This window comes from Aliidongia dinghuensis, from assembly GCF_014643535.1.
In the GTDB taxonomy this organism is placed as follows: Bacteria; Pseudomonadota; Alphaproteobacteria; order ATCC43930; family CGMCC-115725; genus Aliidongia; species Aliidongia dinghuensis.
This window is the reverse complement of sequence record NZ_BMJQ01000009.1, coordinates 44,440-57,177: the sequence shown is the minus strand read 5'-3', so window position 1 is coordinate 57,177 and position 12,738 is coordinate 44,440. Positions and strand designations below refer to the sequence as shown.

Sequence of the window (12,738 nt, the reverse complement as noted above, 5' to 3'; positions counted from 1 at the left end):
CCCTGTTCAAGTGGCCGGCTCAGATCACCCGCTCGCCGTGGGACCAGACGCCGCGCACCAGCGGCACGTCGCCGGTGTCGTGCGCGCGGACGAGGTCGGCGCGCAGGCCCTCGGCGATGCGGCCGCGGTCGGTGAGGCCGACGCGGGCGGCCGGCGTCGCCGTCACGGTGCGGATCGCGGCAGGCAGGTCGATTCCCAGCTCCGCCCGGGCCAGGATGAAGGCGCCGTGGATGAGGCTCATCGGCACATAGTCCGATGACAGGATGTCGAGGAGCCCGTCGCGTGCGAGATCGAGCGCCGAGACGTTGCCCGAGTGCGAGCCGCCGCGCACCACGTTGGGGGCACCCATCAGGATCGCCATGCCGCGATCGCGCGAAGCGCGGGCCGCGTCGAGGGTCGTCGGGAACTCGGCCACCACCATGCCATCGGCAATCGCCTCGTCGACATGGTCGATGGTCGCGTCGTCATGGCTCGCCAGGGTCAGGTCGTTCTCGTGGGCGAGCGCCACGATCGCCCGGCGGTTGGCAGCACCGTAGCGGGCCGAGGCCTCGGTCTGCTTCTCGACGAACTTCTCGAACTCGGTGTCCGACCAGCCGTACTTCTTCACGTAGTAGTACTTGTACTTCTCGATCGTGGTGAACTGCCGCTGGCCGGGCGTGTGATCCATGATCGAGACCAGCTTCAGCCCCGGGTCGCCGATGAATTCCTTGAACAGGGTCGCGGTGTCCGGATGGCTGATCTCGCAGCGCAGGTGCAGCAAATGCTCCGCGCGCAGCAGATGCTTCGAGCGTGCCTCGCGGATCGAGTTCGCCATGCCGGCCAGGATCTCGAGCCGGTCGCCGCCCGACGAGGTCTCGCCGACACAGAGCGCGTCGAACACGGTCGTGATGCCGGCGGACGCCACCTGGGCATCGTGGCCGACGATCGCGGCCATGGCCGGCCAGCGCGTGCCAGGGCGCGGCACGAAATGTTTCTCGAGATTGTCGGTGTGCAACTCGACCAGGCCCGGCAGCAGGTAGTCGCCGTGGAAATCGATGGCGCCTGGCACGGCCGATCGGCCTTCGTCGACCCGGGTGATGATCCCGTCCTCGACCACCACGCTGCCGTGGATCACCTGGTTATCGAGCACAAGCCGGGCGTTGGTCAGCACCGCATCCTGTCGCTTCGTCATGCCGCCGCCCTCGCTTCCGTCATAGTGTAAAGTCGTCCCGCCACCCGATCTCTCACCTCGGCATCATGAAAAATGCCGACGATCGCAGTGCCGTGGCCGAGCGCCTCGTCGATGAGCCCGATGACCGCGGCGCGATTCTCGCCGTCGAGCGAAGCGGTCGGCTCATCCAACAGCAGGATCGGATACTCGACCGCGAAGCCGCGGGCAATGTTGACGCGCTGCTGCTCGCCGCCGGAGAAGGTCGCCGGCGCCAGCGGCCAGAGCCGCTCGGGTACGTTCAGGCGGGTGAGCAGTGCCGCTGCCCGTGCCCGTGCCGTCGCCGGATCGGCGCCGCGGGCCCGCACGGGCTCGGCCACGATCTCGATCGCCGGCACGCGCGGGACCACGTGCAGGAACTGGCTGACGTAGCCGATCGTCGAACGGCGGAGCTCGATGACCTGGCGTGGGCTTGCCGTCGCAAGGTCGATGCGGCTGCCGTCGCTTCGGCGAACCCAGACATGGCCGGATCCCACGCGGTAATTGCCCTGCAGCGTGCGCAGCAATGTCGACTTGCCGCTGCCCGAGCGGCCGTTGAGTGCCACGCATTCGCCCGGATAGATGGCGAGATCGACCCCGTCGAGCACGGGCAGCGTGATGCCGCCCTGATTGTGCAGCGTGAAGGATTTGGCGAGGCCGCAGATTTCCAGAACCGGTTCCATGGGGTGCCTAGACCTGCAGGATCGAAGAGACGAGGAGTTGGGTATAGGGGTGCTGCGGATCGTCCAGCACCTGGTCGGTCAAGCCGCTCTCGACCACGTCGCCGCCGCGCATGACCATGAGCCGGTGGGCGAGCAGGCGGGCGACCGCCAGATCGTGCGTCACGATCACCGCCGCAAGGCCAAGGTCCGCGACCAGGCTGCGGATCAGATCCAGGAGACGGGCCTGGACCGAGACGTCGAGACCGCCTGTCGGCTCGTCCATGAACACGAGCCGCGGGTTGGTGACGAGATTGCGCGCGATCTGCAGCCGCTGCTGCATGCCGCCGGAGAAGCTCGCCGGCCGATCGTCGACGCGGTCCTGGTCGATCTCGACCTTGGCGAGCCAGTCGAGTGCCGCACCGCGAATCTCGCCGTAGTGCCGGGCGCCGATCGCCATCAGCCGCTCGCCGACATTGGCGCCGGCGCTGACGGTGAGCCGGAGCCCGTCGCGCGGGTTCTGGTGCACGATGCCCCAGTCGGTCCTGAGCAGTTGGCGCCGTTCCGCTTCGCTCAGCTCGAACAGGTCGGTGAGCCGGCCGTCGCGCAGCCGATAACGGACGTGGCCCGCCGCGGGCACGAGCCGGGCGGAGAGCGCGTTCAAGAGGCTCGTCTTGCCCGAGCCGGACTCGCCGACGATGCCCAGCACCTCGCCGGGCCAGAGCTCGAACCCCACGTCACGGCAGCCGATGCGCTCGCCATAGGCGACGGTCAGCCCCTCGACCGCGAGCAGAGGCTGGTCTTGGTCGAAGGTGGGCTGCTCGAAGGTGGCGGGAAGGGCGCTCATCGCCGGGCCTCCGTGGCGCGGCTTCGGCAATAATCTGTGTCGGAGCAGACGAACATGCGCCCGCCCTTGTCGTCGGTCAGCACCTCGTCGAGGTAGCTCTCGTGCGAGCCGCAGATCGAGCAAGCCTGGTCCCAGCTCTCGATCGCGAACGGATGGTCGACGAAATCGAGGCTCTTCACCTTGGTGAAGGGCGGCACTGCATAGATGCGCTTTTCGCGGCCGGCGCCGAACAATTGCAGGGCTGGGCTCATGTCGAGCTTCGGATTGTCGAATTTCGGAATGGGTGACGGGCGCATCAGGTAGCGATCGTTGACGATGACCGGATAGTCATAGGTTGTGGCGATCCGGCCGTAATGCGCGATGTCCTCGTAGAAGCGGACGTGCATGGCGCCGTATTCCTTGAGCGCGTGCATGGTGCGCGTCTCGGTCTCGCGTGGCTCGAGCCAGCGCAGCGGCTCCGGGATCGGCACCTGATAGACCATGATCTGGCCGCGCCGGAGCGGCGTCTCGGGGATGCGGTGGCGCGTCTGGATGATGGTTGCGGCGGCCGTGCGCTCGGTCGTGGCGACGCCGGCGGTCCGGGCGAAGAAACGGCGGATCGAGATCGCGTTCGTCGTGTCGTCGGCGCCCTGGTCGATGACCTTGAGCACGTCGGACCGGCCGATGACGCTCGCCGTCACCTGGATGCCGCCCGTGCCCCAGCCGTAGGGCAGCGGCATCTCGCGGCTGCCGAACGGCACCTGGTAGCCCGGGATCGCGACCGCCTTCAGGATGGCGCGGCGGATCATCCGCTTCGTCTGCTCGTCGAGATAGGCGAAATTGTAGCCGGCGAGGGTTTCGCTCATTTGCCGTTCTCCCGGCCCTCATCATTGCTGCCACGCTCATGGTCGGCGCGCAGGCGGCGCAACAGGTCGAGCTCCGACTGGAAATCGACATGGTGCGGCAGCTTCAGGTGCTGCACGAAGCCCGACGCCTCGACATTGTCGGAATGGCTCAGCACGAATTCCTCGTCCTGGGCCGCGGCGGTGACCGGCTCGCCCAGTTCGCGCGCCCGAAGCGCGCGGTCGACCAGCGCCATGGCCATCGCCTTGCGCTCGCTCTGGCCGAACGCCAGGCCGTAACCGCGGGTGAACTGCGGCGGCGCCTCGCTGGTGCCGGCGAACTGGTTGACCATGTCGCATTCGCAGAGCGTGATCTCGCCGATCTCGACCGGGAAGCCCAGCTCCTCCGGCACGATCTCGACCGCGACGTCGACCGTGCGGATCTCGCCGGCGAAGGGATGGTTGCGCGCATAGCCGCGCTGGGTCGAATAGCCCAAGGCCAAGAGCCAGCCCTCGTCGCCGCGCGCCAGGTTCTGCAGGCGCAGCGCCCGGTCGGCCGGGAAGTCGAGCGGCTGGCGCGTGAGGTCGCCCGGTGACGCGTCGTCGTCGGCGGGCGGTGGCTCGATCAGCCCGTCGCGGCCGAGGAGATCGGCGACGCGCGGCGCTTCGCCGATCGGCTCGGCCCGGGCCGGCTCGGGCGGCGGTGCCGTGCCGGCGGCGAGCGCGAAGTCCAAGAGGCGGTGGGTGTAGTCGAAGGTGGCGCCCAGCACCTGGCCGCCTGGCACGTCCTTGAACACGGCCGAGATGCGCCGGCGCACCAGGCCCCGGTCGGTCTCGACCGGCTGCGACACGGCGAGCCGCGGCAGCGTCGTGCGATAGGCGCGCAAGAGGAAGATCGCCTCGACCAGGTCGCCTGCCGCCTGCTTGATCGCCAGCGCCGCGAGCTCCGGATCGTAGATCGAGCCCTCGGTCATGACCCGGTCGACCGCGCGCCCCAACTGCTGCGCGATCTGCGCCAGGCCCAGCTCCGGCACGGCGGCATCGCCGCGCCGTTCGCGGGCGAGCAGCGCATGGGCCGCATCGATCGCCTTCTCGCCACCTTTGACTGCAACATACATGGCTCAGCTCCGCCGGACGGACGTGGTGCGTGGCACGGCCACGAGCAGGTCGCCCGCGGTCAGCAGCAGATCGAGACCGCGCGGGAACAGCGGTGCCAGCGCCGCGCGACGATCCCAGAAATCACCGGGCAGGCCGTCGACGCTGAGCGTGGTCGTGCCGTCGATGCCCGGTCCCGTGAGGACAAGGCCCGGCGCGGAGGCCAGCGCCCGGACCTCGATGACCAGCGTCGCCCCCTGGTCCGGATAGGCGTCGCTGCCGAGCGGCAGGGTGTCGAGTGCGGGCAGGTGGGCGGGATCGGCCGCGAAGGCGAAGGCGGCCCGGTCCGGCCGCTCCAGAATCGGGCAGTTGCAGTGGAAGCGCAGATGCGGACCCACCGGTGCCGCCGCCGCGTCGAGCCAGACCGGGGTCTCGAAATCGACCAGGGCCAGCGCCACGCCGATCGCTGCACGGCCGAGGCCACCTGCCAGCACCCCGGTCGGCACCGCGGTCGGTCGGGCGATCTCGACGATCGTGCCGGGATGGGCGAGCGCCTTCAGCGCCAGGCGGAAGACATGGTTGGCGTCATCGACCGGGCTCTGGAACCCGGGTTCGATCATGGGCGCTGCGGCGAGTTGGCTCATCAGTCTTCGCCCCGTACCAGCGTGAAGAAATCGACCTTGGTCGCCGCGACCTCCGCGGCCTTGCGCTGCCGGCCTGCGGCCGCTTGCTTGGCCAGCGGCGCCACGACCCGCGCCATCAACCCGTCGTGCCGTGCCGGGTCCTGCAGCAGCGCGTCGAACAGCGCCGCGAGCTCGGCATGGCGCGCGCTGCGCCCGGCGACATGGCCGAAGCCGGTTAGATCATCCCCGATCCGGACCGCTGCACGGGTCATGGTCATCTCGCCGAGATTGAACGGCCGACCGCTGCCGGCGATGCGGCCGCGCACCATGACGAGGCCGGTCTCGGCCGGGCGCAGACGGGTGAAGGCCGGCGGCGGGTCGAGCTCGGCCCAGGCCCGCTCCAGCTCGGCGAGCGGCGCCTTGGCGAGCGTCGCCATCCAGGCCTGGCGCCGGGCGATCGCGTCGTCGGATGGGGCATCCATGGACGAGTTCGATATTTGTCTAGACATCCGTACCTCTCTTGCGACAAGATCGATCCGCGCCGCTCGAAAGTAAAGTGGCGGAGTGTGATTTGTTTTTGACAGCCGCCGGACCTCGGATTTCGGGCGTCGGGGGCGGGAAAGGGCAGGCGATGGTCGAAGCGGTCGGGGAGGCGGGCACGGTCGAACGGGGCCAGGGGGTCTCGCTCTGGCGGCAGATCGACCGGCGCCTGAGTGCCGAGATCGCTGGGGGTGCCTGGGCGCCGGGCGAGCGGCTGCCGACGGAACAGGCGCTGTCGCAGCGGTTCCAGGTCAACCGGCACACGATCCGGCGGGCGATCCAGGCGATGGTCCAGCGCGGCCTGCTGCGTGTCGAGCAGGGGCGGGGCACGTTCGTGCAGGAAGGCGTCATCGACTACATGATCGGCCGGCGCACGCGCTTCACCGAGAATATCGCGCGCAACCGGCGCGAGGCGGCGCGGGTGCTGCTGACCTCGGGCGAGGTGCTGCCGCCGCCGGCCGTCGCCAAGCTGCTGAAAGTGCCGGCACGCCAGCCGGTGCTGATGCTGGAGACCCTGTCGAGCGCCGGCGGCATGCCGATCTCGCTGTCGACCAGCTATTACCCGGCCGCCCGCTTCCCGGACCTCGCGGCCCTTGTCGCGGAAACCGGCTCGATCACCCAGGCCCTGCAACGCTGCGGCCTTGCCGACTATGCGCGCGCCTCGACCCGCGTCACCGCGCGCATGGCGACGGCGGAAGAGGCGCGGCGGCTGAAGCAGCCGGTGACGCGGCCGGTCCTGCTGACCGAGGCGGTCGATGTCGATACCGATGGCCGGCCGGTCTCCGTCGCTTTCACGCGTTTCGCCAGCGACCGGGTGCAACTGGTGCTGGACTCGACCAGCGACGCGTCGTAAGGTCGCAATCGCCCTTTTCCGTTCTATCGCAATTGGATGTGGCGTTCCGTTCGAGTCGAGTCTATATTCTGGGCTTGAAGTATGGACGCTCGCGAGTCGCGTCCAGTGGCCACGCCGGGCCGCGAAGGGGTTTCGCGGTGTCGTGCGCCGGGGGGTGGAGTGATGTCGAACGAGGCCATCGGCCGTCGCGAACTGTTGCGTGTTGCCGGCGTCATGGGGCTGGGCGCCTTCAGTCTGGCGCTGACGCCCGAGGCGCTGGCGCAGACGCAGGCACGGGTCGCCAAGGCGCCGGTCCAGCGCCGCACCGTCGTCATCGATGCCGGCCACGGCGGCGTCGACCCCGGTTGCATCGGCTATAGCGGCACCTACGAGAAATACGTCGCCTTCGACACAGCCCAGGCGATCGCCCGCCTGCTGGAGGCGACCGGACGCTACCACCCGGTGCTGACGCGGACGCGCGACGAGTTCATCCCGCTGCACGAGCGCGTCGTGCGTGCCCGCGCCGCCAACGGCGACCTGTTCCTGTCGATCCACGCCGATTCGATCCCCGACCATTCGATGCGCGGCGCCTCGGTCTTCACGCTGTCGGAAAAGGCGTCGGATGCGGCGGCGGCGGCCCTTGCCGCCAAGGAAAACCATTCAGACGTGATCGGCGGCGTCAGCATGGCCGGCCAGACGCCGGAGGTGAGCAGCATCCTGCTCGACCTCGCCCGCCGCCAGACCAACAACCTGTCGATCGGCCTCGCGCGCGAACTCGTGACCAAGCTCGGCAGCGAGGTGCGCATGCTCGAGCACAGCCACCGCGCCGCCGGCTTCGCCGTGCTGAAGGCGCCCGACATTCCCTCGGCCCTGGTCGAGCTCGGCTGCCTCTCGAACCGCGACGAGGACAAGCTGCTCAGGACTGCGGCCTACCGGCGCAAGCTCGCCGACGGCATCGTGGGTTCGGTCGACGCCTATTTCACGCACGTCGTCCGGGTCTGACATTCGTAGCCCCAGCGGGGGCGAGCTCGGCTATATGGCGATAGTACATGTGGTACTTTCGCGTTAAAGTGGCGCATCTCATTTTGTCTGGAGCGCGCCCATGTCCCTCGTCAGCGTGTCTTCGTCATCGAGTTCGTCAAGCGTGCCTGGCGCGCTTCTGGCGACAAAGCAGCAGCTGGTTTTCTGCTATTCCTCGGATCTGCTCGATGCAGCCCAGTTCCTGGCCAAGGAACTGAATACGCTCTATTGCCGCTGCATCTACAATGGGACGGGAGACCTGCCGGATCAGATCGACCCCACTGCTGTAGCCTGGCTCGTCGCCCATGGCTCCAGCAACAACACGCTGATCGGGACGAAGCAGAAAAAGAGCTATGACATGGGCACGTTGGTCCTGCCCTGGTGCGCCCAAGTGGGTATTAAGACCGCTGTCGATACCTGCTGCGAGCCGTCTGCTCGCAAGGCTTTGGCGCAGCGGTCTTTCTCGTCCATCAGCTATTACTGCCGGCAAGACGACAACGACGTCATCGCCATCACCGGCTACACGGATGTCGGTGTCTGGTGGACGGCGAACAACATGGGTGGTCCATGACCAACCACGCTGCGACAAGCGTTAGCCATCTGGCGGGTACGACGGGGCGGATCGTCGCGGCCTCTGGCAGGCGCGCGCGAGGTGGGTTAGGGTGGTGCAACCGGTTCTCTTGGGGGTCTCGTTCGATGCGTCTGCCCGTCATTGCCTTGCTCGCCGTCGGCTTCGCCGCCAGCATCGGCAGCGCCCAGGCCTTCACCCAGGACAACGTGACGAACCAGCTGCCCAACGGCGGTGCCCGTTTCCAGGACAGCGACGTGCCGCAGAAATGGGGCGGCAGCATCACGGTCAACGGCAAGAGTGCCGCGGCCAACGCGACGGACGAGGATGACGGGCCCAGCCACAGCTACGCCAATGTCGAGCGGCGGGCGTTCAACAAGACCGGCTATTTCGAGCCGATCATCCTGCAGCCGGCCAAGCCGTAATCACCGGCGCCGCCGGGCGCTACCGACCCAACCATCGACCATTTGAGCGGAACGGCGCCGCGTGACCGGGGCGCCGCGATCGCGCTTGTCGCCCTGTTCCTGCCGGGCGTGCTGATCCTGATCGCGGCGCTGCCGTTCTGGGACCGGATCCGGTCGCGGTCCTGGATGAAAGGGGCGCTCCGCGGAACGAACGCGGCCGTGGTCGGCATCCTGGGTGCAGCCCTCTACGATCCGGTCTGGTCGAGTGCGGTGCACGGCGCCAAGGACCTGCTCGTGGCCCTCGCCGGATTCGTGGCGCTCCTGGTCTGGCGCGCACCGCCGTGGACCGTGGTCGTGGGCGCCATGCTGGCGACGCTCGGCTTGGCGCAGCTAGGCTAAAGTTCGCCGGTCGAGACGGTTCCCAGCGTCGCCGGTTTCGGCCACACTCGGCGCCCTTGGTTTCTGACAATGCTGGAGTGACAAGATGACCGATCGCGCGCTTGAGGCCGCCAACCTGCTGATCAGCGCCCATCGCAGCGGGCAGCTGATCGACCGGCTGCCGGAGGCCCTGCGCCCTCAGACGATCGAGGATGCCTATGCGATCCAGGACCATGTCACGCGCGCGCTGGGTGCGGTCACGGCCTGGAAGGTCGGGCAGGGCGGCCCGACCGGGCCCATCAGCATCGCGCCGATCTATGCCGACCGGGTCTTCACGTCGGGCGTGACGCTCGATCCGGCGAAGGTGCCGGGCGCGGCGCTCGAGATCGAGTTCGCGTTTCGCTTGGGCGCCGACCTGCCGGCGCGGGCACAGCCCTACGGCTATGACGAGGTGATGGCGGCGATCGAGGGCTTCTGCCCCTGCATCGAAGTGCTGTCGAGCCGCTACACGGACCGGACCATTGTGCCGTCGGTGGAAAACCTGGCCGACGGCAACGCCAACGGCGCGCTCGTCTATGCGGGCCCGCTCACGGCATGGCGTGGGCTCGATTTCGCGACACAGAAGGTCGAGCTCGAGATCGACGGCAAGGTTTGCCAGAGTGCGGTCGGGACCCACCCGGCCGGCGATCCGGTCACGCTCGTGGTCTGGACCGCCAATCATCTGATGACGCGGACCGGCGGCCTCAAGCGCGGCGACGTGGTGACGACCGGCTCGCTCGACGGAGCGACGCCGATCGAGCCCGGCAGCCGCGGGGTTGCGACCTACGGCGCCTTCGGCCGGGCCGAGGTCGCCTTCCGCGGCTGAGCCCGCCGCACTGGCGCGGCCTCCGCGGCGTCCGCGGCGCGGCCGTTGCGCGACATCTCGCCGATCGTGTCGCGCAGCGCCGCGTCGGCGAGATGGGCCATGCGCGCGAAGGCGCGCAGGAACGAGTCGGTGCGCGGCAGCTGGAATAGCGTCTCCTCGATCTCGGCGCTGTCGACCGGTACGACCACGGCCAGCACCTGGTCGTACGGGATCACGACCAGCTCCGTGATCGGCGTGCCGCCCGTGCCGCGGATATAGTCGACGACGCGCGGCGCATCGGGATAGTCCGGGTCCGGTCGGATCGACATGCGATGCGGCACGCGCGTCGAGGCCGCTTCGAGCACGGCGCGGGTGAACGGCCGGAGGAAGCCCTCGTCGAAGCCCAAGAGCGTCAGCGTCTCGCCCGAGCCGCCGTCGGCGCGCGCCTCGCCGCGCATCTCGAGCGTCGCCCAGACGGAGGCGCGGCCGCGATGGAAGTCGGCCGACGCGATGTCGAAATTGAGCCGATCGATCGGCTGGGGCGCCGCGGCTGCGTTGGCGCAGAGAAAGGCAAAACACACCGGTTCGCGCTGGCACGACATCGCGGTCGTGGTGTCCAGGTGTCGGTCACAGACCGGACGGGAATGATCGAGCATGACCGTCGCCTCCTCTTGCCGCGGAAGGATGCCGCCCGCGGGCCTCCCCCGACTCTCCGAATGCCGCCTTAAGAATGGCCTAACACGCGGCCATCCGCCCTCCTTACTGCTCAATTCCGCGGTGATGCGGTCGTTTCAGCCGCTGGAGCGTCCCATACTTAAATTTATGTTAAGCGGCCTTTGCGAGAACGAGACGTGGCACCGGCAGGAGGAAACCTTGCGCGCCGTCGTCGAAGCGATCAATCAAACCCTGCGCAACATCGGCAGCGAGCCGGGGCGGGTGCTCCTCGATACGATCGAATCCTTCGAGAGCATGGCGCTCACAGACGAGGAACGGATCTCGGCGCTCGCCTCGTCGATCGCGAACAGTGCCGTTGCCTATCACGGCACCCGGATCGACGGCTATCTTACGGCGCTCCGCGTTTCCTCCATGGCGATCGCGCTCGAGCTGCTGCCGCCGCCGCCCAGTGCGGGTGCCACACCGGCGCTGGGCCATATCGCCGAGGGCGCCGATATCCTGTCCTGCGGCCTGCACCATCTGCTGGACGCGCTCTATAGCGCCTCGATCGGTGTCGAGGACCGCATCGTGGCGGAAATCGCACTCTATGCCCGGCTCTTGGGCCGGCATGATCCGAACACGGTCCAGATGGTGCTGCAGGGCGTCGACGACGCCGTCAACCATCCGGACTTCGCCGAGGGCGACCTGGTCGCGGTCACGATCACGGATCCGTTCCGCCTCGACCTGACCCTGCCGCTCGACCAGCTGCCGACGCTGGGTGTCGCCTGAGCCCACAAGTCGCCTGAGCCCGCACGGCTCGACGGAAGCCGTCTCTCACGCAATCGTTACGGGCGCCGTCCGACAGCGCCGCCATATGGAAGGGGCACCGCGCAGCAGCGGCGCGTTTGATTTCGTCGTCGGAGACGTCCCATGCCCCGCTCCAATCCATCGCCGCGACGGTTGGCACTCGGCCGATGGCTTCTTCCCACCGGCCTCTTGGCGCTCGGTGCCTATCTGGTCTTGCAGCCGGCCGGCCACGCGGCCGATGCGGTGCTGCTTCCGGCGCCCACCGTCGATGAAACGGCCGCGAACGCCGGAACCAGCGAGACCGCCGTCTTCGCCGGCGGCTGCTTCTGGGGCGTGCAGGGTGTGTTCCAGCATGTCGCGGGCGTGAGCCGAGCGGTCTCGGGCTATGCCGGCGGCGTCGCCGGCATGGCCCATTACGAGCGGGTCGAGGAGGGCGACACGGGCCATGCGGAATCGGTCGAGGTCACCTACGATCCCCATCAGGTAACTTACGGCCAGCTGCTCAGGATCTTCTTTTCCGTGGCCCATGACCCGACGGAGCTCAACCGGCAGGGGCCGGACGTCGGGCCGCAATATCGCTCGGCGATCTTCATCCAGAACGCCGAGCAGCAGCGGGTGGCGGCGGCATATCTCGACCAGCTCGGCCGGAGCAGCGCCTTCGCGCGGCCGATCGTCACGAAGCTCGAGCCCTTCAAGGGCTTCTATCCGGCCGAATCCCAGCACCAGGATTTCCTCGCGCGCCATCCGAGCTATCCCTACATCGCGATCAACGATATGCCGAAGCTCAAGAACTTCGAGCGGCTGTTCCCCGTGCTCTACCGCGCTGAGCCGGTGCTGGTGTCGCCCGCGACCGACTGACGCGCGAGGAGATTGCCGCCGATCGGCTAGCGTGCGCGGCAGCACGGGCTGATCACGAGGGGATGGCATGGCGCAGGGTTTTCGACCGCTGGTCGCGGCAATGGTGGTGCTGGGCCTGATCGCGGGAGTTGGAGTCGCGGGAGCGGGACCGGCCGCGGCACAGACGGTCGCGGCCCCACCGGCCGGCACGGCGCCGCCCACGGCAGACAACGCGGTCCTGCTCACCATCTTCCTGAAGCACGACCAGTCGCGCCCCTTGGGCGAGCTCAATGCCCAGCTCGCCCGCCAAGGCTTCTACAAGGCGTTCCCGCCGCCCGGCATGGAGGTGGTCAGTTGGACCGTCGCCATGGGCATCGGCCAGGTCGTGGTCCTCCGCCTGCCGGCCTCGCGCATCCGCGAGGTCAACCGGGTGCTCGAGGATACCGCCTGGGGCGTCTATCGGACCGAGTTCTATCCGACCTACGACTACAAGGCGGTCGGCATGGCGGAGCACGAGAAGGCGAAGTGACGGTCATCCGACGCTTGGGGCATTTGTCTGATTATTTCGTCGCAGCCGATTGACAGGCCCGCCGCGTCCGGGCTCCCCTCTATCCAAAATCGAG

Annotated in this window: 17 protein-coding genes; 9 read left to right on the top strand and 8 right to left on the bottom strand. The window is 68.3% G+C overall.

What is annotated here, in order from left to right; all coding sequences use genetic code 11:
* Window positions 1–19: 19 nt before the first annotated feature.
* From IEY58_RS17485 to phnG, 7 genes are read right to left on the bottom strand one after another with little or no spacing between them, the layout of a single operon-like run.
* Window positions 20–1,171: an alpha-D-ribose 1-methylphosphonate 5-triphosphate diphosphatase gene (locus IEY58_RS17485; RefSeq protein ID WP_189048066.1), complete on the bottom strand. Its 1,152-nt coding sequence runs from the start codon at window positions 1,169–1,171 to the stop codon at window positions 20–22.
* A complete protein-coding gene (gene phnL / locus IEY58_RS17480) occupies window positions 1,168–1,869 on the bottom strand; it encodes a phosphonate C-P lyase system protein PhnL (RefSeq protein WP_189048064.1) in 702 nt (233 codons plus the stop codon). The genes IEY58_RS17485 and phnL overlap by 4 nt, the downstream gene beginning before the upstream one ends.
* Window positions 1,870–1,876: 7 nt before the next feature.
* The gene (gene phnK / locus IEY58_RS17475; RefSeq protein ID WP_189048062.1) at window positions 1,877–2,692 is read right to left on the bottom strand and encodes a phosphonate C-P lyase system protein PhnK; all 816 of its coding nucleotides are present in this window, start codon (window positions 2,690–2,692) and stop codon (window positions 1,877–1,879) included.
* Entirely contained in the window at window positions 2,689–3,537 is an 849-nt protein-coding gene (locus IEY58_RS17470) for an alpha-D-ribose 1-methylphosphonate 5-phosphate C-P-lyase PhnJ (RefSeq protein WP_189048060.1), read from the bottom strand. Before IEY58_RS17470 ends, phnK begins: the two co-directional genes overlap by 4 nt.
* Window positions 3,534–4,631 (bottom strand): carbon-phosphorus lyase complex subunit PhnI, encoded by a 1,098-nt coding sequence (locus IEY58_RS17465; protein ID WP_189048058.1) that lies wholly within the window; start codon window positions 4,629–4,631, stop codon window positions 3,534–3,536. Before IEY58_RS17465 ends, IEY58_RS17470 begins: the two co-directional genes overlap by 4 nt.
* 3 nt (window positions 4,632–4,634) lie before the next feature.
* Window positions 4,635–5,252, bottom strand: a complete 618-nt coding sequence (gene phnH, locus IEY58_RS17460; RefSeq protein WP_229743788.1) for a phosphonate C-P lyase system protein PhnH — start codon at window positions 5,250–5,252, stop codon at window positions 4,635–4,637.
* Window positions 5,252–5,713, bottom strand: coding sequence for a phosphonate C-P lyase system protein PhnG (phnG, locus tag IEY58_RS17455; RefSeq protein ID WP_189048056.1), 462 nt, complete (start codon window positions 5,711–5,713; stop codon window positions 5,252–5,254). The genes phnH and phnG overlap by 1 nt, the downstream gene beginning before the upstream one ends.
* 149 nt (window positions 5,714–5,862) lie before the next feature.
* On the opposite strand from phnG, the gene phnF reads away from it, so the two are divergent.
* The 6 genes from phnF (at window position 5,863) to IEY58_RS17425 (ending at window position 9,838) form a co-directional block, all read left to right on the top strand.
* On the top strand, window positions 5,863–6,624 hold the full coding sequence (gene phnF / locus IEY58_RS17450) for a phosphonate metabolism transcriptional regulator PhnF (protein ID WP_189048054.1): 762 nt from the start codon (window positions 5,863–5,865) through the stop codon (window positions 6,622–6,624).
* 162 nt (window positions 6,625–6,786) lie between these two features.
* Window positions 6,787–7,605, top strand: coding sequence for an N-acetylmuramoyl-L-alanine amidase family protein (locus IEY58_RS17445; RefSeq protein ID WP_189048052.1), 819 nt, complete (start codon window positions 6,787–6,789; stop codon window positions 7,603–7,605).
* Between the two features lie 100 nt (window positions 7,606–7,705).
* Window positions 7,706–8,194 (top strand): hypothetical protein, encoded by a 489-nt coding sequence (locus tag IEY58_RS17440; RefSeq protein ID WP_189048050.1) that lies wholly within the window; start codon window positions 7,706–7,708, stop codon window positions 8,192–8,194.
* 125 nt (window positions 8,195–8,319) lie between these two features.
* Window positions 8,320–8,616, top strand: coding sequence for a hypothetical protein (locus IEY58_RS17435; RefSeq protein WP_189048048.1), 297 nt, complete (start codon window positions 8,320–8,322; stop codon window positions 8,614–8,616).
* A gap of 42 nt (window positions 8,617–8,658) precedes the next feature.
* Window positions 8,659–8,994: a chromate transporter gene (locus IEY58_RS17430; RefSeq protein WP_229743787.1), complete on the top strand. Its 336-nt coding sequence runs from the start codon at window positions 8,659–8,661 to the stop codon at window positions 8,992–8,994.
* Between the two features lie 85 nt (window positions 8,995–9,079).
* On the top strand, window positions 9,080–9,838 hold the full coding sequence (locus IEY58_RS17425; RefSeq protein ID WP_189048046.1) for a 2-keto-4-pentenoate hydratase: 759 nt from the start codon (window positions 9,080–9,082) through the stop codon (window positions 9,836–9,838).
* Here IEY58_RS17425 and IEY58_RS17420 read toward each other — a convergent pair.
* Window positions 9,796–10,473 carry a hypothetical protein gene (locus IEY58_RS17420; RefSeq protein ID WP_189048044.1) on the bottom strand — a complete coding sequence of 226 codons (678 nt, stop codon included), beginning with the start codon at window positions 10,471–10,473 and terminating at the stop codon, window positions 9,796–9,798. The genes IEY58_RS17425 and IEY58_RS17420 overlap by 43 nt on opposite strands.
* A 217-nt stretch (window positions 10,474–10,690) precedes the next feature.
* Here IEY58_RS17420 and IEY58_RS17415 point away from each other — a divergent pair, with 217 nt between their 5' ends.
* The 3 genes from IEY58_RS17415 (at window position 10,691) to IEY58_RS17405 (ending at window position 12,644) form a co-directional block, all read left to right on the top strand.
* A complete protein-coding gene (locus IEY58_RS17415; protein ID WP_189048042.1) occupies window positions 10,691–11,260 on the top strand; it encodes a hypothetical protein in 570 nt (189 codons plus the stop codon).
* Between the two features lie 141 nt (window positions 11,261–11,401).
* Entirely contained in the window at window positions 11,402–12,136 is a 735-nt protein-coding gene (msrA, locus tag IEY58_RS17410) for a peptide-methionine (S)-S-oxide reductase MsrA (protein ID WP_189048040.1), read from the top strand.
* A gap of 67 nt (window positions 12,137–12,203) precedes the next feature.
* The gene (locus tag IEY58_RS17405) at window positions 12,204–12,644 is read left to right on the top strand and encodes a hypothetical protein (protein ID WP_229743786.1); all 441 of its coding nucleotides are present in this window, start codon (window positions 12,204–12,206) and stop codon (window positions 12,642–12,644) included.
* The last annotated feature ends 94 nt before the right edge of the window (window positions 12,645–12,738 follow it).

Excerpts from the sequence above, each read along its gene's own strand:
- IEY58_RS17485 (WP_189048066.1), bottom strand. The coding sequence starts at position 1,171 with ATGACGAAGCGACAGGATGCGGTGCTGACCAACGCCCGGCTTGTGCTC.
- phnL (WP_189048064.1), bottom strand. The coding sequence starts at position 1,869 with ATGGAACCGGTTCTGGAAATCTGCGGCCTCGCCAAATCCTTCACGCTG.
- phnK (WP_189048062.1), bottom strand. The coding sequence starts at position 2,692 with ATGAGCGCCCTTCCCGCCACCTTCGAGCAGCCCACCTTCGACCAAGAC.
- IEY58_RS17470 (WP_189048060.1), bottom strand. The coding sequence starts at position 3,537 with ATGAGCGAAACCCTCGCCGGCTACAATTTCGCCTATCTCGACGAGCAG.
- IEY58_RS17465 (WP_189048058.1), bottom strand. The coding sequence starts at position 4,631 with ATGTATGTTGCAGTCAAAGGTGGCGAGAAGGCGATCGATGCGGCCCAT.
- phnH (WP_229743788.1), bottom strand. The coding sequence starts at position 5,252 with ATGAGCCAACTCGCCGCAGCGCCCATGATCGAACCCGGGTTCCAGAGC.
- phnG (WP_189048056.1), bottom strand. The coding sequence starts at position 5,713 with ATGGATGCCCCATCCGACGACGCGATCGCCCGGCGCCAGGCCTGGATG.
- phnF (WP_189048054.1), top strand. The coding sequence starts at position 5,863 with ATGGTCGAAGCGGTCGGGGAGGCGGGCACGGTCGAACGGGGCCAGGGG.
- IEY58_RS17445 (WP_189048052.1), top strand. The coding sequence starts at position 6,787 with ATGTCGAACGAGGCCATCGGCCGTCGCGAACTGTTGCGTGTTGCCGGC.
- IEY58_RS17440 (WP_189048050.1), top strand. The coding sequence starts at position 7,706 with ATGTCCCTCGTCAGCGTGTCTTCGTCATCGAGTTCGTCAAGCGTGCCT.
- IEY58_RS17435 (WP_189048048.1), top strand. The coding sequence starts at position 8,320 with ATGCGTCTGCCCGTCATTGCCTTGCTCGCCGTCGGCTTCGCCGCCAGC.
- IEY58_RS17425 (WP_189048046.1), top strand. The coding sequence starts at position 9,080 with ATGACCGATCGCGCGCTTGAGGCCGCCAACCTGCTGATCAGCGCCCAT.
- IEY58_RS17420 (WP_189048044.1), bottom strand. The coding sequence starts at position 10,473 with ATGCTCGATCATTCCCGTCCGGTCTGTGACCGACACCTGGACACCACG.
- msrA (WP_189048040.1), top strand. The coding sequence starts at position 11,402 with ATGCCCCGCTCCAATCCATCGCCGCGACGGTTGGCACTCGGCCGATGG.
- IEY58_RS17405 (WP_229743786.1), top strand. The coding sequence starts at position 12,204 with ATGGCGCAGGGTTTTCGACCGCTGGTCGCGGCAATGGTGGTGCTGGGC.